The organism is Streptosporangium pseudovulgare (genome assembly GCF_014648055.1).
Taxonomy (GTDB): domain Bacteria; phylum Actinomycetota; class Actinomycetes; order Streptosporangiales; family Streptosporangiaceae; genus Streptosporangium; species Streptosporangium pseudovulgare.
The window spans coordinates 38500-55141 of the sequence record NZ_BMQJ01000029.1 but is presented as its reverse complement, the minus strand read 5'-3'; the positions used below and the strand labels follow the sequence as shown (position 1 = coordinate 55141).

The window sequence follows — 16642 nt, the reverse complement described above, 5'->3', positions numbered from 1 at the left end:
GGTTGCCGCCGGTCAGGATCACCGCCAAAGGGATGCCGGTGGCATCGACGATCAGATGGTGCCTGCTGCCGGATCGTCCCCGGTCGACCGGGGACGGCCCGGTCCGCGCCCCCCCCTTTTAGGGCTCTGATGTGGGAGGAGTCCGCCGAGGCCCGGGAGAGGTCGATCGCGTCCGCCGCCCTGAGCCTGGCCAGGAGCACCTCGTGCAGGCGCTGCCAGGCCCCGGCCTTGTGCCACTCGTTCAGCCGCCGCCGGCACGTCATGCCCGAGCCGTACCCCGGTTCCTGCGGCGGATGCTCCCACGCGATGCCGGTGTGCAGCACGAACAGGATGCCCTGCAGCGCCAGGCGGTCATCCGGACGCTTTCGCCCTGGCCGGCGGGCTCGCCGCTGGTGTTTGGGCAACAGCGGCTCGATGATCGCCCACAGTTCGTCACCGACCTCCCACGGCTTCAGCCGCGCCAACCCGCTCACCCCTCCCGCTGCCGTTACAGCGAGAGATCAAACCACAACGGAGATCATTCTGTTAGGAGCTATTAGCCGCCACCCGTCCGGCCACGCATGATTGGCTGCTGGATCGACCACCACAGCCGCGCCGAGCTGGGCAGTCTTGTGGAAGGTCGCCCCGGTGAACCAGGCGCTCTCGAAGGTCGCCTTGTTGAACCAGGCATTCTCGGTGAAGGTTGCCTCGGCGAGCCAGGCGCTCCCGCTGAAGGTCGCCTTATTGAAGATGGCCTCGGTGACATGGCCATTCGTCATGGAGAAGTCGATGAGGGTGGCGCCGCTCAGATTCAGGCCCATCCCCTCCCAGAAGGTCGGTGCGGCCGGGAGGGTGGAGCGCTGGTCCGCGGGGCGGTCGTCGCGCAGGCGGGCGGTCAGGATGCTCTGAGCGGTCAACCGCACCTGCAACTCGCCCTCCCGGTCGCCGTCCTTCTGCTGCGGCACAGGTTCGGAGGGCAGGGGGATGCCGACGCGGGCGGCCCGGTAGCGGCGCCGGGCCACCTGCAACGCCTCCTTGCGGTTCTGTCCGGGATCGGGGGTAGGTGCTGGTTCGGGCGGAGCGTGTCGGGTAGCCGGGACGCATTACTGCGCCCCGGCCCCCTCAGAACCGGACGTGCGGCTTGGCACCGCATCCGGCTCAAGCAAGCCGCGAGGGCGTTGCGGGTTGACGTGAAATTTCTCTGCGATGTCGGGCGTGTAGCCGTTGGTTGCAGGAGGTGTGCACCAAGCGGGTTCTGTCACCGTCCTGGCCGCTGCGGCCCTGGTGTGTCAGGTAGTCAGCGGCAATGGCCCTGCGCGCCGTGCCCAACCACCATCTCTCCCACTCGTGCGGGGATTGGGGTGGTTGGTCTGTGGTGAGCAGGTGGTCTCCGTAGAGCGGGCAGCGTCCCTTCTGCCTGTCGAGCAGGCGGAGGTTATAGCTGTCCAGCGGCGGTGTGACCCGCCGCCTGCGGGAGACCCAGTAGTCGATCAGGTCGGGGTCATCCGGAGATGATCGTCCCGTGACCACCTGGTGCCGAACGATGTCGGTCCAGCAGAACTTGACCAGGTAGAACGGTCGGCCGGTCCGGTCGAGCCGGTCGCGGGCGCCGAACACCCAGCGGTCGTTCCTGAACTTGTTGAACCTGCCGAAGTAGCGGCGGATGATCCATCTCTTCGACTTGGTGGGGTGGCTGCGCTTGGCCCATTTGTAGAGCAGTTTCCAGGCGTAGTGGTCCAGCGAGGCGAAGATCTCGCTGGACACCACCCCTCGGTAGTAGGCGGCCCAGCCACGGGTGATGGGGCTGAGCTTGGTTATCACCCTGGCGGCGTTGCCTCCGCGCAATGCGCGGACCTCGGCCGCCAGCCGTTCCCGGATCCGCTTGACGGCCGCTGGGCTGGGTTTGATCAGCAGCTTGCCGTTCGGGTAACGGCGGACATTGAACCCCAGAAAATCGAATCCCTCGGTGAGGTGGACGATCTGGGTCTTGTCCTCGTTGAAGGCCAGCCCCCGAGGAGCCAGCCAGCGCGCGAGGTTGTCCTTGACCTGCTGGGCCTGCCGCTGGCTGTGGCAGCACACCACCAGGTCGTCTGCGTATCTCACCAGCACCGGGGAAGTGCGCCGCGTCTTGCCCGCCCAAGAGACGGACTCGTAGTAGCGCACTCCTGCGGCTGTCTCCAGTCCATGAAGGGCGACGTTCATCAGCAACGGGCTGATCACCCCACCTTGAGGAGTGCCCTCCTCGGCGGAGGCGAATGACCCGTTCTCGATCACGCCAGCCCTCAGCCAGTCCCGGATCATCCCCTTCGCGGGGAACGACCCGAGCGCGGCCAGCAGGGCGTCGTGAGAGATCCTGTCGAAGGCCGCCGACAGGTCGGCGTCCAGGATCCACACTCGCCTGTTGGCTCCTCTGAGGGTGACGTGTAACGCGCCGATCGCGTCCGCGCAGCTCCGGCCCGGTCGAAATCCATACGGCTTCGGCTCGAACCGGGCCTCCCATTCAGGTTCCAGCGCGTTGCGAACCCTTGCCTGATGGCAGCGGTCCATGATCACTGGAATGCCGAGCGGACGCTGCCGCCCGTTGGACTTGGGGACATACACCCGTCGGACGGGCAGGGGATCCCAGGTGGCCCGGCTGTGGTGGACCTGCCGTGCCGTCTTCATCCGCTCGATCGAGGTCAGCGCGACCTCGCCGTCGATCCCCGCCGTCCGACGTCCCACGTTGCGCTGCGCGACCTGCCGCACGCTGATCAGCGTGTTCGACCAGGACGGGCCCCACTCGGGTCCGTGCAACCAGCCCCAGAGTAACTCTCTGCAATAAGAGTTTACGTTCCATCCCCGGCGCCGCTCTTACAGGGCGTTAGTTCAACGGGTAGCCGAAGTCGTCGCCTCGTTGCTCGGGGGTGACGTGGACGGGGGCGCTGCGTCCAGATGGTGAGTACACGGACACGGCCCCGTAAGCGGCGGCGAGGAGTTCGGCGGCGGCGTCGCCGTCGAGGTCTATCAGGGACACGGCCTGGCCGAATCCCGCCGTGTTGGGGTCGGAGATGCCGACGGTCTCGGGGACGAGCACCTGGGCATCCCGGGCCGACAGGCCGCCGCGTCGGCCACGCAGGATGTAGACGGCCCCGGTATCTCCACCGCCGCCGACAGCGACGTCGCTGTACCCGTCGGCGTCGACATCGCCGACGGCAACGGATGAGCCGAAGCCGCCAGCGACATCCGTGGTCTTGGGCATGCCCGGAGAGCCTGGCCCCAGCAACCGCCGCTCGGCCAGCCCGCCAGCCGAGCCTCTGCTGATGTAGATCTGGCCTCCCGAGTCCTCGGCGTCTGCGTAGGAATTGCCCGCGATCACGTCGCCGAAGCCGTCGCCGTCGATGTCGCCGATCGCCACGGCGCCCACGCCCCAGCCGGGGAAAATGCCGGGCACACGGCCCGCCAGGCCGGTCGGCGAGCCACGGTACACCACGCCCGTTCCCTCTTCGGCTGGATCGCCCACCGAATAGGCCACAGCGAGGTCGACGAAGCCGTCGCCGGTGACGTCTCCGGTCGCGAACGAGCCGACGTAGGCGGCCTCTGACAGGACGGTCTTCCAGCTTGCCCGTCCCTTCCTGATGCCGTGGCCGCCATAGGTCACCCACACCCTGGTGTCGTCCGTCACGACCAGATCCTGGTATCCGTCCTTGTTGAAGTCTCCGGCGGCCGTCAGGAGGTTGAGCCACCCGGCCGCCGGCGGCTGCGTCACGGTGACCGGTGTGCCGGAGAGCCCATCGGCGGTGCCGAAGACGATGGTCAGCTGGTGGTTGGTGCGAAGTTCCTGCGGGGCGGCGGGGTCATTCGCCACCGGTACAACGATCGCCAGGTCGGCGTATCCATCTCGGTCGAAGTCGCCGGAGGCGAGACTCAGGGTTTCGTCATCTGTGCGGGGTGCCACGACGCCGGTGGAAACGATCTCGCGTTTGGTGGTGGTGAGGCCGTCGGCGGAGCCGTACAGCACCTCGGCCCGCAGGATCAGCGCTTTGCCGTCCGCCGTGGCCTGAGGGGCTCCGACGACCAGATCGGGGTAGCCATCGCCGTTGTAGTCATGCGCGGCCCGAACCTTGCGGGCAGCCGCGACGACGCTCGCCGCGGGAGGGACGACGGCGGTGAAGGGCGTGACGCTCGGTGGCGGAGCCGAGGTGGCAGCATCCGCCGGCGTCGGGGTCGTGACCGGGGGTGGCGTTGTGACCGGGGGCGGCGTCGGGGCGGGCGTGGGCATCGCGCTGCATGCCACGGCGGCGAATCCGGCGAGGAGGCAGATTGCGAGTTTTCCCGAAACGGGGGAACGCATCCGATGATCATAGTTCGGCCCGAGCCAGGGGACGTCATCCGGTGCGTTGCCGGGTATCTCAGAGAGGCGGCGGCGACTGACGGTGGTCTCGGCACCGGCAACGGAGTATTCGAGGGGCCTTGGTCCTGGTGCTTGGGCCTCATCGGTGCGGTCCTCGGCGGGCTGGCTCTGACCCGCTCCCGCCGCACTCAGCCGGAGCGGCTGACCGCCGCGCACACAAGCGCGCGATCGAGGCCTCATGACCTCCGACCGCGTGTTTCATAAGCGGCCGCCTGTAAAACGGCCGCCATCGCCCAGCGCGTGCTGGGCTTCCTCTGTTTCATAGGTCGGTGCAAAACGCTGGATGTGTGAAACGTACCCATGAAACGATCTCGGGGTGAGCGACGACGACTTCGCGCGTGTGGAGGCCCACGCCAAGACCAGCACCGATCCCGATGCGGCGGGCGCGGCGGCTCGATGACTTCGCCCGTTGCCCCGGCCCGCCCACTCCAGGCAGGCAAAGATGGGATACATGCCGGAGCCGAGCGAGTCGATCCAGCCGGTGTATGAGCCGGTGTATGAAGTGGTGAAGGTCGTCCGCCTGCCCGTGCCCAACGAGATCCGCGAACCGGACTGCATGATCGGCCCGAAGGTCTGGGTCAGGCGGCGGATCCGCCGCCTGGCTCCCTGGCTCGTGCCCCGCCAGGCCCCACGTGCGTGCTGCTGGCACCACCAGGTGGACTGGCGCCAGGCCGCAGGGGCGGCCATTCGTCTGGTCCGCCAGGCCCAAGCCGCCGGCCTGCACGGCGAACGCATCAGCGACTACGCCGTCGAACGCCTTGACGAGCAAGGTCTCGGCAACCGGGAACAGGACGCGGTCCTCGCCCTGGCCTGCACCGGAGGAATCGAGCCGAACACCGAACCCAACGCCGAATGGCGCTACTTCGAGGGGCAACACCGCGTGGCGGCCCAGCTCGACCAGGGGGTGCGACAGACCGTCGTGCAACGGCGGGAGCCGTTCGCCCCCGCCACCGGCCTGCCGATCCGGCAGTAGCGATCCGGCAGTACACCGGGTGCCGTTAACGAACGTGTCACCAGCCGCCACAAGCTCGCGGAGGCTTCGTCGTTCCGACTTCGTGTCCTGCTCATGTCCGGCATGATGCCTGGCCATGAGCCGCGAGCCGACGGGCATGGACGAGCTGGTCGATCACTGGACGGTCCTCGACGATGAGCGGGACCTGGTGCTGGAGAAGCGCGGTGGAGCCCAGCGGCTCGGATTCGCGCTGGTGCTGAAGTTCTACACGCGGCACGGCCGGTTCCCGCGCGGCCGGGCGGAGTTCTCCGACGAGGTGGTCGAGTTCGTCGCCCGTCAGGTCAAGGTGTCCGGGGCGGAGTTCGGCCTGTACGAGTGGGCAGGCCGGACGATCGAGCGGCACCGCGGTCAGATACGCGCCCACCTGGGGTTTCGTGAGTGCTCGGTGGCGGACGCGGACAAGTTCACGGTCTGGCTGACCACCGACATCGCCCACGCGGAGCGCAATGCGGATCGGGTCCGCGAAGAGCTGCTGAAGCGGCTGCGGGAGGAGTCCGTCGAGCCGCCGACTGCGGACCGGGTGACGCGGATGGTGCGCTCGGCCCTGCACAACGCGGAGGAGAACTGGTTCCTCACCGTCTGGGAACGCGTACCGGACGCCGTCCGCGGCCGGGTCCTGGCCCTGGTCGGGGAGGAGTCTGAGATGGCCGCCGCACCGGGGGACGAGGAGGACGGCGACGAGGAGTCGGTGCTGGCGCTGGTGAAGTCGCTGCCGGGGAACGTGAGTCTGGAGTCGATGCTGAGAGAGATCCGCAAGCTGCGGGCGATTCGCGCGGTGGGCCTTCCTACGGGGCTGTTCGCGGACACCGCGCCGAAGGTGCTGGCCGGCTGGCGGCAGCAGGCTGTGGTCGAGTCCCCGTCGCATCTGCGCCGCAGATCCCCGCAGTCGCGGTTGACGCTGCTGGCCGCGCTGCTCGTGGAGCGGGAGCGGGAGGTGACCGACACGCTGGTGGATCTGCTCCGGCAACACCGCCCATCAGCCGGTGATCGACGCGCTGGCGCTGATCAACCGGTATGCGCGGGCGGGGAACACCACCTACTACCCCCTCGGCGAGCAGGTCCCGGAGCATCAGGGCACGACGGGGCAGTGGGCGGAGGTGGTGTTCAAGGAGGACACCCGGGGCCGGCGGCGGGTGGTGCGGGTGGTCTTCGAGGTCGTGACCTTCCAGGCTCTGCGTGAGCAGTTGCGGTGCAAGGAGATCTGGGTGGCGAGCGCAGGCCGGTGGCGCGACCCGGACGAGGATCTGCCGAGGGATTTCGAGGCCCGTCGCGCCGAGCACTACGGCGAGCTGCGCAAGCCGCTGAATCCGCGCGAGTTCGTGGACCAGCTGCGCGAGGAGATGACCGCCGAGCTGATGGTGCTCGACGAGGAGATCGGCGGGCTGGATTGGGTGGACATCACCGAGCGCAAGACGGGCGCGATCCGCTTCAGCGCCCCCGGACCGCAGGAGGAGCCGCGGAACTTGCGCAAGGTCAAGGCGGGGGTGGGCCGACGCTGGCAGGCCGTGCCGCTGATCGACATCCTCAAGGAGGCGATTTTGCGCACGGGCTGCCTGCACAAGGTCGCCGCCCTGTCCGGGGGTGGGACGCTGGACGCCCAGGTGCTGGCCGAGCGGCTGATGCTGGCGATCTACGCCTACGGCATGAACACAGGGATCCGCCAGGTCATCGGCGTGGACAGCGGCCACAGCGAGGAGGAGGTGCGCTACGCGCGCCGGCGCTACCTGACATTGGATGCCGCACGGCTGATCGCTACCGAGATCGCCAACGCCACCTTCGCCGCCCGCGACGCCGGATTGTGGGGCCAGAGCTCGACGGCGGTGGCGTCGGATTCGACGCACTTCCGCTCCTGGGACCAGAACCTGTTCACCGAGTGGCACTCGCGCTACGGCGGGCGGGGGATCCTGGTCTACTGGCACGTGGAGCTGGGCTCGGTCGTGGTGCACTGCCAGACGCTGAAGGCCTCCGCCTCCGAGGTCGCGGCGATGGTGGAGGGCGCGATCCGGCACGGCACCACGATGAGGTTGGAAGGCAACTATGTGGATTCGCACGGCCAGTCGGAGATCGGGTTCGGCATCACCCGTTTGTTGAACATCGAACTGCTACCGCGGATCAAGCAGATCAACCACGTGCGCCTGTACCGGCCGGTCGCCGGGGACGCCGACCGGTTCCCGAACCTGCGCGCGGCCATGACCCGGCCGATCCGCTGGGACGTGATCGAGAACAACTACGACCAAGGTCATCAAGTACGCCACCGCGATCCGCACCGGCAGCGCCTCCACCGAGGCGATCCTTTCCCGCTTCACCCGCGCGGCCTCTCACCCCGCCTACCAGGCCATGCTGGAGATCGGCCGCGCCCAGCGCACCCGGTTCGTCGCCCGCTACCTGCGAGATCGGGACCTGCAGCGCGAGATCGAGGAGGGCCTGAACGTGGTGGAGGCGTGGAACCGCGCCAACGCGGTGATCTACTACGGCAAGGGCGGGGAGATCTCCACGAACAACCGGGAGGAGGTCGAGATGGCCGCCATGTGCCTGCGCATCCTCCAGGCATCGATCGTCTACCTGAACACCCTGATGCTCCAGGACGTCCTGGCGGAGCCCCGCTGGTCCGAGGTGCTCGCCCCCGCCGACCGCCGCGGCTTGACCCCGCTCTTCTGGAGTCACATTCGCCCCTACGGTGAGGTTCGCCTCGATCTCGCCTCGCGCCTGGTCATCGGCGACGGTCCCAGCTGACGCCCCGTGAGCGTCCTGCCCGTCCCGACCCGCGAAATCCGCTCGCCCAGGTCGGAGTGCCACTGCCAGGATGCCCCGGTGAGTACCGCGTCGCTCCTGACCTCCGACAGCTACGAACGACTCGTCGTCGGCCTGCGTGGACGAACCATCGTCGCGGTCGACTACTTCGTGCTGATGGGCGGCGACGAGGGCGCCGATCCCGACGAGTGGGACTACGACGCGTGGCACGAGCCCACGATGGGCGTCGAGCTGACCATGGACGACGGCGGAGCCTACTCGGCGGTGTGGGGCAGCACGTTCGACTACTACGGGGTCGAGCTCTACCCGGCGCCCATGCGCGGCTTCCTCTGCCGCATCGACGAACCGGGCGGGTCGGCGCGAGTCGCGGTCGCGGAGCACCCCCTCTGGGCCGGGATTCTCTCCGCCCCGATCGAGTCGTGCCGCGTCCAGTGGTGCGGCGAGGAGCACGGCGCCCCGACTCCGGTGCCGGAGGCCATCCACGTGCGGACCGCCGCTGGTCAGGTGTGGATCGCTGTCGGCCGCTCGGCTACGTACGAGCCTGACGGGCCGTTCCACCTGGGCACCGACGATGTGCTCGTCATCTTCGACACGGACGTCGCCGAGCGCGCCGGGCTCGGAGTCTGATCAAGGCCCCAGAGCGGGCTCGCGGGGCCGAATCCGAGCTGACGGGCCGTGGGACGATGATCCGGGCACGTTGCTTGGACCGTCGGTGGCTCAGCCGTCGAATTTGGTCCAGGGGATTCCGAGCCGCCCCAGCGGCCGCAGAACACTGCGATGTACCGCGCCGACCCACACTGAGGTGTTCCCGTGGCACTGGTCCGTCGTCTCGGCGATCACGCCGGATGCGACGTAGAAGCGTGTGGAGTCGTTCGGCCAGCGCCAGGGCTCCCACAGCACCGGAGTCAGCGCGGCTGCCAGCGTGTCGACGTACTCAGCGGCCAAATCGGTGCGCAGGGCCTTGTAGGGGGCGTTCATCATGGCCTCATACAAAGCGAACTGGAGCAGGAAGCCGCTCATCGGCTGGTGCTCGCGGCGCGGCTCGTACCCGTCCTGGTCGATCCATACCTCAGGGTCGGGGCGCGATGGATCGAACAACCAGGTGAAGCCGCCCTGGTTCTCGTCTCCGAAGGCGATCAGGCCGTCGTGCGCCTCCCGCCAAGCGTGTGGAGGCCGCAGCCGGTTCTGAACGCCGAGCAGCGCAGGACGGTGTCGGGCCAGCCGGTAGAACACGGCAAGCGGTTCAGGAACATCCCATGGTGCCGCGGCGAAGTCGCCGAGGTCCTGGCCGGCCTCGGGGATCCAACCCTCGACGAACCGCGTCAGCGCTTCGAGCGGGCTGGCGGTCATACACGTGAGCCAGTCCAGGTTCGGCAATGTCTCGGGTTCGGCGGGCGGCCTGACCCGGTCCAGGAGCTCCGGGGTCAGTTCCGGCTCTATCGTCAGGGCGGCGTAGTCCAGACACCCGTTCGTGTATCCGGCCTGCCCGGGCTTGCCGACTCCCAGGTATACGCAGCCTTCCGGCAGTCGGGTCAGCAGGTGGACTGGCCGTGCTTCCGGACGCCGGCTCCAGCTCCAGCTCCATCCGGGAGAGTTCGGGGGATGTCCGAACAGGCGGACGCCAACGTCGTTGACGAATGGTCCGTGAAGGTGGAACCGGCGGCTGTTCCACACGCCGCTCACGTCGAGCCCGTCCCGCGGGTCCGCGATGATCACTGTTGCAGCGTCGCCGAGCAGGACGGAGGCGCCGTCGGTCTCGCAGCCGATGACGTTGTCGCCGGCCAGGCGTATCGCGGCGCCCTCGGTGAGGAGATCATTCGGATTCAGGGGCACGCGACGGACCCTACCGCCGTTGCGGATCATCTCGCTGATGAGATCAGCGTCCGAGGACCAGCCCCTGTGTGTGGTGCTGGGGTACACCCCAGCACCACACACAGGGGCTGCCGAGAACGCGTCAGAATAAAGTCCGATGCCGGATTCTCTGACACATGTCGGCTGGGATCTGAGGAGCTATCCGGACATCCGTACGGCGGAAGGGGCTCCCGGCCTTGATCGTCTCCTATGGCGGCTGGTGACACGTTCGTTAACGGCATCCCGTGATGGGCGGCGGCCTGACCCGGGGCGGCCTGACCCGGCCGCCCCGGTGAGAGCCGCTCCGCCGGACGGCGGGGTCAGCCGGCCAGCGGCGCGGTCTGCCGGCTCAGCGCCGTCACGACGTCGGCGAAGCTGCCGCGCTCGGCGAAGGCGGCCCGCTGCCGGGCGGCCCCCGAGCCCGTCTCGCGCAGCCGGGAGAGGTGGTCCACGACCATGTCGGTGTCGCCTGCGGCCGACAGGGCGGGGCGGACGCGTTCCAGGAGCTGCTCGGCCAGCCGCCAGGCCGGCACCAGGGTGGCCGAGGTCAGCTCCAGGCCCTGGCCCTCCAGGCCGTCGCGGGCGGCCCGCCAGTAGGCGGCGTGCAGGAGCGGCTCGTGCGGCCGGGGCGCGGGCACCCCGGCGCGGACGTCGCCCAGCACGGTCGTCACCAGGGCGCGCACGAGGGCGGCGAAGGCGACCGACTCCTCCACCGTGGGGCACACGTCGCCCACCCGCACCTCGACGGTGGGCAGGTGGTGGGAGGGGCGGGCCAGCCAGTACACCATGGCCTCGTCCAGGATGGCGCCCGAGCCGATGAGGGCCTGCAGGGTGGCGGTGTAGTCGGCGGCGGTGTCGAAGTAGGGCGGCAGCTCGGCGCTGGGCCAGCGGGAGAAGGCCATCGCCCGCCAGCTGCCGTAGCGGCTGTCGGCACCGCCGGTGAAGGGGGAGTTGACGGTCAGCGTCAGCAGGGTGGGCAGCCAGGGCCGCAGGTGGTTGCAGACCTGGACGGCCTCCTCCCGGTCGGGCACCTCGACGTGGACGTGACAGCCGCAGCAGTTCTCGCCGCGGGCCATGGCGCCGTACTCGTGGGCCATCCACTTGTAGCGGGGGTTGTCGGTGAGGCGGGCGCCGCTGGCGGAGTGCTCCAGCGGCGCCGAGCCGGAGGCGATCAGGCGGCACCCGGCGTCGCGGGCCGCGCGGGCCAGTTCGGTGCGCAGGTCGGTCAGCTCGGCGCGCAGCAGGCCGAGGTCGGTGTGGGGGTTGGAGGCGATCTCGACCTGGCAGGCGGTGAACTCCCGCTGGGTGAGCTCGCGCTGCCGGGGCCGTACGGTCGCCAGGACGGCCGAGGCGCGCGGGGCGGTCTGCCCGGTGTCGGGATCCATGAGGAAGAACTCCTCCTCCACGCCGACGGGCAGGACGGCGGGGGAGGAGGGGGGCTGCGTCCGGGGCGCCGTGTCCGGGCCGGCGGGTGAGTCGATGCTTCCTTGCTGGGCCACCGTGTCTCTTTTCTGGTATCGGTTCCCCGGGTGGCCGGGTCGGGGTCCCGGCCGCCCGGGGGGATGGTTCGGTCCGTGGGCGGGCGCGGCGCCGTACGGTCCCGCGGGGCCCGGGGCCGCGCGTGGCGGTGGGGGCGGGCGGGGCGGTATGGCGCTGAGCTGCGCGGAGACCGCTGCCCGCCAGCGGGCGTCTCACACCTCGCGGTGGCCGGGCGGCACGTCCGCCCGGTCCGGAGCATTTATTGATCTACTTCGTAAAGCAGCTCTGATCAGTGAAAATCCCAAGAGAACACCAAAAACAGACAACGACGGGGTGAAGCCGCGCCGCCGCGGGAGGCGGGGCGCCCCGGGCGGGCTCGGTGCGGGCTCAGTACGAGGAGAAGCCGCCGTCGACGCAGATGGACTGGCCGGTGATGTGGGCGCCGGCGGGGGAGGCGAGGAGGACGGCGATGCCGGCGTAGTCGGCCGGGACGGCGTTGCGGCGGTTCATGGTGCGGGCGGCGAGGGCTTCGACGCGGCCGGGGATTGCCTGGGCGGGGAGGGTGAGGGGGGTCAGGGTGAAGCCGGGGATGAGGGTGTTGACGCAGACGCCGTGCGGGGACCAGGCCTCGGCCTGAGAGCGGGTGAGGCCGGTGACGGCGGTTTTGGCGATGCCGTAGGCGCCGCTGTCGCCGAAGGCTCTGAGGGACTGCTGGGAGCCGAGGTTGATGATGCGGCCCCAGCCGCGGGCGGCCATGCGGGGGCCGAAGAAGCGGCCCAGGAGGTAGGGGGCGGTGAGGTTGACGGCGAGGGTGTGGTCGTAGTCGTGGGCGGTGAGGTCGTCGAGGGGGCGGCGGATGTTGTTGGCGGCGTTGTTGACGAGGATGTCGATGTCGCCGTGGGAGGCGGTGGCCTGCCGGCACAGGTCGTCGATGGCGGAGGGGTCGGCGAGGTCGGCGGGGATCGCGGTGGTGTGGACGCCGAGGGCGGTGAGGCGTTCGGCGGCCTGGGTGAGGGGGCCGGGGCGGCGGGCGGTGATGACGAGGGAGGCGCCGGCTCGGCCGAGGGCTTCGGCGATGGCGTGGCCTATGCCGGAGGCGGCGCCGGTGACGAGGGCGGTGCGGCCGGTGAGGGAGAAGAGGGTTTCCAGGTAGGCGGGCATGGTTCTCTTCCGGGCGGCGGGTCGGGCGGGGTGGTGGCGGTGCGGCGGGGGCCGGGGCCGGGGGTGAGGCGGCGGAAGGGCCGGGGGCGGCCGGGGTGCGGGGGTCAGTTGCCGGTGGCCAGGGCGCGGGCGGCGCTGTGGAGTTTGGCCAGGACGGTGGCCAGGTCGTGGAGGGTGGGGGTGTCCAGGCGCTGCAGGAGGCGGTGGAAGTCGGCGAGGCCCGCGTCGGCGATCTGCTCGGTGAGGGCGCGGCCGCGGGGGGTGAGCTGGATGCGGCGCACGCGGCGGTCGTGGGGGTCTTCGCGGCGGGTGACCAGGCCGTGGGCGACGAGGCGGTCGACGATGCCGGTGACGGTGGCCAGGCCGACGCCGAGGTGATGGGCGAGGTCCTGACCGGAGGCGGAGTCCTGGCAGGACAGGAGGAGGACGACCTTCAGCTGACGCATGGTGAGGTTGGAGTCGAACAGGGGGGAGTGGTGCTGCCGGGTGATCAGGCGGCCCAGGTCACGCTGGGTGGCGCTGATGCGGTCGATCAGCTGGTCGCGTTCGTCGTTCACGTGCACCTCTCGCTTCCTGAGAAGGTTATCAGGAACATCGGGTGTGACTGAATATTCGCCTGAGGCTAAGTGTTAGTGTGGGGCGGAATTCCCTGTGACGTCCCCTAGGAGTCGGCCCCCATGACCGCCCTGGCCAGGTTGAGCCTCGCCAACCGCAGCCTCGTGATCCTGATCGCGGTCGTGCTGAGCGCGTTCGGCGCTTTCGCGATCCCGTCGTTGAAGCAGCAGTTGCTGCCGTCGTTGTCGTTTCCCGGGGCGTTCGTGGTCGCCTCCTACCCGGGGGCGTCCCCGGAGATCGTGGAGGAACAGGTCACCGCGCCCGTCGAGGACGCCTTCCAGGGCCTCGCCGGGGTGGAGGAGGTGACGTCCACCTCCCGGGAGGGGTCGGCGCAGGTGCAGGTGGCGTTCGCCTACGGCACCGACATCGACGACTCGGTCGCCAAGATGCAGCAGGCGCTGTCGCGGATCTCGGCGCGGCTGCCGGAGGGCGTGGATCCGCAGGTCATCTCCGGCGGCACCGACGACATCCCGGTGATGACGCTGGCGGTGGGCACCGGCGGGGACGAGCAGGCGATGGCCGAGCGGCTGGAGCGGCTGGTGGTGCCGCAGCTGCAGGGCATCGCCGGGGTGCGGCAGGCGACGGTGACCGGTACGCGCAAGGAGACGGTGGTCATCACCCCCGATCCGGTGAAGCTGGCGGCGCGGGGGATCGCGGCGACCGCGATCGCCGACGCGCTGCGGGCCAACGGCCAGCCGGTCCCGGCGGGCAGCCTGGTGGCCGACGGCAGGTCGCTGACGGTGCAGGTGGGCCGGCGGATCTCCTCGATCGAGGATCTGCGGGACCTGTATCTGGCGCCGGCCGTCGCGCCGCAGCAGGCGCAGCCGCAGGGCCGTACGGCTGTCCCCCCGGGCGCGCAGGGTACGCAGGGCGGCGCGCAGGGTGCGCGGGGTGCGGTGGCGGCTCCGCCCCGGCCCCAGCCGGTCCGGCTGGGGGATGTGGCGACGGTGGAGACGGCGCTCGCGTCGGCGACGTCGCTGACGCGCACCGGCGGCGAGCCGAGCCTGGGGGTGTCGGTCACGATGACGCCCGACGGCAACGCGGTGGCGATCTCGCACGCGGTGCGGGAGAAGATCCCGGAGCTGGTCCGCGCGGTCGGTGACGCCTCGGCGATCACGGTGGTGTTCGACCAGGCCCCCTACGTGGAGCGCTCGATCGAGGACCTGACGACCGAGGGTCTTCTGGGCCTGGCGTTCGCCGTCGTGGTGATCCTGGTGTTCCTGCTGTCGGTGCGTTCGACGCTGGTGACGGCGGTGTCGATCCCGCTGTCGGTGGTGATCGCGCTGATCGCGCTGTGGCTGGGGGACTACTCGCTGAACCTGCTGACGCTGGGCGCGTTGACGATCGCGGTCGGCCGGGTGGTGGACGACTCGATCGTGGTGCTGGAGAACATCAAGCGGCACCTGGAGTACGGCGAGGCCAAGGGTGAGGCGGTGCTGGCCGCGGTGCGGGAGGTCAGCGGCGCGGTGACGGCCTCGACGCTGACGACGGTCGCGGTGTTCGTGCCGATCGCGGTGGTCGGCGGCATGGTGGGGCAGCTGTTCGCGCCGTTCGCGGTGACGGTCACGGTGGCGCTGCTGGCGTCGCTGCTGGTGTCGCTGACGGCGGTGCCGGTGCTGGCCTACTGGTTCCTCAAGACGCCGAAGGCCGATCCGCAGCGGATGCGGCGGCTGCGGGAGGAGGCCGAGGCCAAGGAGCTGCGCAGCCCGTTGCAGCGGGCCTATCTGCCGGTGCTGCGGTTCGCCACCGGGCATCGCCTCATCACCCTGGCGGTGGGTGTGGTGGTGTTCGCCCTCACGATGGGTCTTGCGGGGCGGCTGGAGACGAACTTCCTGAGCGCCTCGGGCGGGGACGCGGTGTCGGTGAGCCAGAAGATGCCGGCCGGTACCGACCTGGCCACCACCGACGCGGCGGCCAAGAAGGTGGAGAAGGTCATCACCTCCCTGCCGCAGGTGGCGTCGTATCAGGTGACGGTCGGCTCCGGCGGTGGTTTCTTCGGCGGTTCCGGCGGGTCGGGTGACAGCGCCTCGTACTCGATGACGCTGCGCGAGGACGCCGACGCCGAGGCGGTGCAGGAGACGCTGCGGCAGCGGCTGGCCGGGCTCGACGGTGTCGGGGACGTCACGGTCGGCGCGTCGCAGGGCGGCATGGGCGGCTCGGCGGACCAGCTGAAGGTGATCGTGCAGGCGCCCGACACCGAGGCGCTGCGGGCCGCGGCGGAGCAGGTGCGCAAGGCCATGGCGGATCTGCCGCAGCTGCGGGACGTCTCCTCCAACCTGCAGGCCGGCGGTGAGCGCGTCGAGGTGCGGGTGGACCGCAAGAAGGCCGCGGCGCGCGGGCTGAGTGAGATGCAGATCGGCCAGCTGGTGGCGCAGCGGTTCCGCGGCGCGCCGATGGGTCAGGTCACGGTGGAGAGCCGCAGTGAGGATGTGATCCTGCGTTCCGGGGACGCTCCGGAGGATCTCAAGGAGATCGGTGCGCTGAAGCTGCCGACGGCCACGGGTGTGGTGAAGCTGTCGGACGTGGCCGAGGTGGTGCGGGCCGCCGGTCCGACGCAGGTCACCCGGATCGACTCCAAGCGCAGCGCCACGGTGTCGGGTACGGCCACCGGCCAGGACGTCGGCGCGGTGACGGCGGCGCTGAACGAGCGGCTGGAGAAGCTGACGCTGCCGGCGGGCGCGCAGTGGAGCCTGGGCGGGGTCAGCGCCGACCAGGAGGAGGCGTTCGGTCAGCTGGGCCTGGCGATGCTCGCGGCGATCGCGATCGTCTTCATGATCATGGTGGCGACGTTCCGGAGTTTCGCCCAGCCGCTGATCCTGCTGGTGTCGGTGCCGTTCGCCGCGACCGGCGCGATCGGGCTGCTGGTGGCGACCGGCACGCCGATGGGGGTGCCGGCGTTGATCGGCATGCTGATGCTGATCGGCATCGTGGTGACCAACGCGATCGTGCTGATCGACCTGATCAACCAGTACCGCGCCCAGGGCATGGGCGTCACGGAGGCGGTCGTCGAGGGTGGGCGGCGCAGGCTGCGGCCGATCCTGATGACGGCGGTGGCGACGGTGTTCGCGCTGGTGCCGATGGCGCTGGGCCTGACCGGGTCGGGCGGGTTCATCTCCCAGCCGCTGGCGATCGTCGTGATCGGCGGGCTGGTGTCGTCGACGATCCTGACGCTGGTCCTGGTGCCGACGCTGTACGTGATGCTGGAGGGGGCCAAGGAGCGGCTGCGCCGCCGCCGCGGCGGCGGTGACGGCGATGGTGGCGGCCGGGGTGGGCTGAAGGTCTACGACGCCGCGGGCCTGCAGCCGGCCACCCGGGAGGGCTGAGCGGTCCTTCCCTCAAGGGGTCCCGGCGCCGGGGCCCCTTGAGGTTCTCCTCACCGCGCGCCGCCGTACCCCCCCTTTTCG

At 70.0% G+C, this 16642-nt stretch carries 13 protein-coding genes and 2 pseudogenes; 7 read left to right on the top strand and 8 right to left on the bottom strand.

From position 1 onward, the window contains the following. The 4 genes and pseudogenes from IEZ10_RS35440 to IEZ10_RS35425 form a co-directional block, all read right to left on the bottom strand. Nucleotides 1-455, bottom strand: a pseudogene (locus IEZ10_RS35440) (IS5 family transposase); the annotation flags it as partial. Between the two features lie 45 nt (nt 456-500). Then, nucleotides 501-1001: a pentapeptide repeat-containing protein gene (locus tag IEZ10_RS35435; protein ID WP_189250883.1), complete on the bottom strand. Its 501-nt coding sequence runs from the start codon at nt 999-1001 to the stop codon at nt 501-503. 136 nt (nt 1002-1137) lie between these two features. Next, a complete protein-coding gene (ltrA, locus tag IEZ10_RS35430; RefSeq protein WP_189250882.1) occupies nt 1138-2772 on the bottom strand; it encodes a group II intron reverse transcriptase/maturase in 1635 nt (544 codons plus the stop codon). A 67-nt stretch (nt 2773-2839) separates the two neighbouring features. Then, nucleotides 2840-4309, bottom strand: a complete 1470-nt coding sequence (locus tag IEZ10_RS35425; RefSeq protein WP_189250881.1) for a VCBS repeat-containing protein — start codon at nt 4307-4309, stop codon at nt 2840-2842. A 3-nt stretch (nt 4310-4312) separates the two neighbouring features. On the opposite strand from IEZ10_RS35425, the gene IEZ10_RS39575 reads away from it, so the two are divergent. The 6 genes and pseudogenes from IEZ10_RS39575 to IEZ10_RS35410 all read left to right on the top strand — a co-directional run bounded on the left by IEZ10_RS39575 (nt 4313) and on the right by IEZ10_RS35410 (nt 8759). Next, nucleotides 4313-4573 (top strand): DUF6223 family protein, encoded by a 261-nt coding sequence (locus IEZ10_RS39575; RefSeq protein ID WP_229811975.1) that lies wholly within the window; start codon nt 4313-4315, stop codon nt 4571-4573. A gap of 238 nt (nt 4574-4811) precedes the next feature. Further along, nucleotides 4812-5342: a hypothetical protein gene (locus IEZ10_RS35420; RefSeq protein ID WP_189250880.1), complete on the top strand. Its 531-nt coding sequence runs from the start codon at nt 4812-4814 to the stop codon at nt 5340-5342. A gap of 115 nt (nt 5343-5457) precedes the next feature. Further along, nucleotides 5458-6561, top strand: a complete 1104-nt coding sequence (locus tag IEZ10_RS39570) for a DUF4158 domain-containing protein (RefSeq protein ID WP_229811974.1) — start codon at nt 5458-5460, stop codon at nt 6559-6561. Between the two features lie 160 nt (nt 6562-6721). Continuing rightward, nucleotides 6722-7606: pseudogene (locus tag IEZ10_RS39565) on the top strand (Tn3 family transposase); the annotation flags it as partial. Between the two features lie 16 nt (nt 7607-7622). Further along, nucleotides 7623-8114, top strand: a complete 492-nt coding sequence (locus IEZ10_RS39560) for a Tn3 family transposase (RefSeq protein WP_308426335.1) — start codon at nt 7623-7625, stop codon at nt 8112-8114. A 78-nt stretch (nt 8115-8192) separates the two neighbouring features. Further along, a complete protein-coding gene (locus IEZ10_RS35410) occupies nt 8193-8759 on the top strand; it encodes a hypothetical protein (RefSeq protein ID WP_189250879.1) in 567 nt (188 codons plus the stop codon). A gap of 90 nt (nt 8760-8849) precedes the next feature. Here IEZ10_RS35410 and IEZ10_RS35405 read toward each other — a convergent pair whose 3' ends face one another. The 4 genes from IEZ10_RS35405 to IEZ10_RS35390 form a co-directional block, all read right to left on the bottom strand. Continuing rightward, nucleotides 8850-9995: a hypothetical protein gene (locus tag IEZ10_RS35405; RefSeq protein ID WP_189250878.1), complete on the bottom strand. Its 1146-nt coding sequence runs from the start codon at nt 9993-9995 to the stop codon at nt 8850-8852. Between the two features lie 308 nt (nt 9996-10303). After that, nucleotides 10304-11482 carry a carboxylate-amine ligase gene (locus tag IEZ10_RS35400; RefSeq protein WP_229811973.1) on the bottom strand — a complete coding sequence of 393 codons (1179 nt, stop codon included), beginning with the start codon at nt 11480-11482 and terminating at the stop codon, nt 10304-10306. Nucleotides 11483-11849: 367 nt separating this feature from the next. Next, nucleotides 11850-12623 carry an SDR family NAD(P)-dependent oxidoreductase gene (locus IEZ10_RS35395; RefSeq protein WP_189250877.1) on the bottom strand — a complete coding sequence of 258 codons (774 nt, stop codon included), beginning with the start codon at nt 12621-12623 and terminating at the stop codon, nt 11850-11852. A 104-nt stretch (nt 12624-12727) separates the two neighbouring features. Next, nucleotides 12728-13186: a MarR family winged helix-turn-helix transcriptional regulator gene (locus IEZ10_RS35390; protein ID WP_189250876.1), complete on the bottom strand. Its 459-nt coding sequence runs from the start codon at nt 13184-13186 to the stop codon at nt 12728-12730. A 114-nt stretch (nt 13187-13300) separates the two neighbouring features. Here IEZ10_RS35390 and IEZ10_RS35385 point away from each other — a divergent pair, with 114 nt between their 5' ends. Further along, nucleotides 13301-16561, top strand: coding sequence for an efflux RND transporter permease subunit (locus tag IEZ10_RS35385; protein ID WP_189250875.1), 3261 nt, complete (start codon nt 13301-13303; stop codon nt 16559-16561). Nucleotides 16562-16642 lie beyond the last annotated feature (81 nt).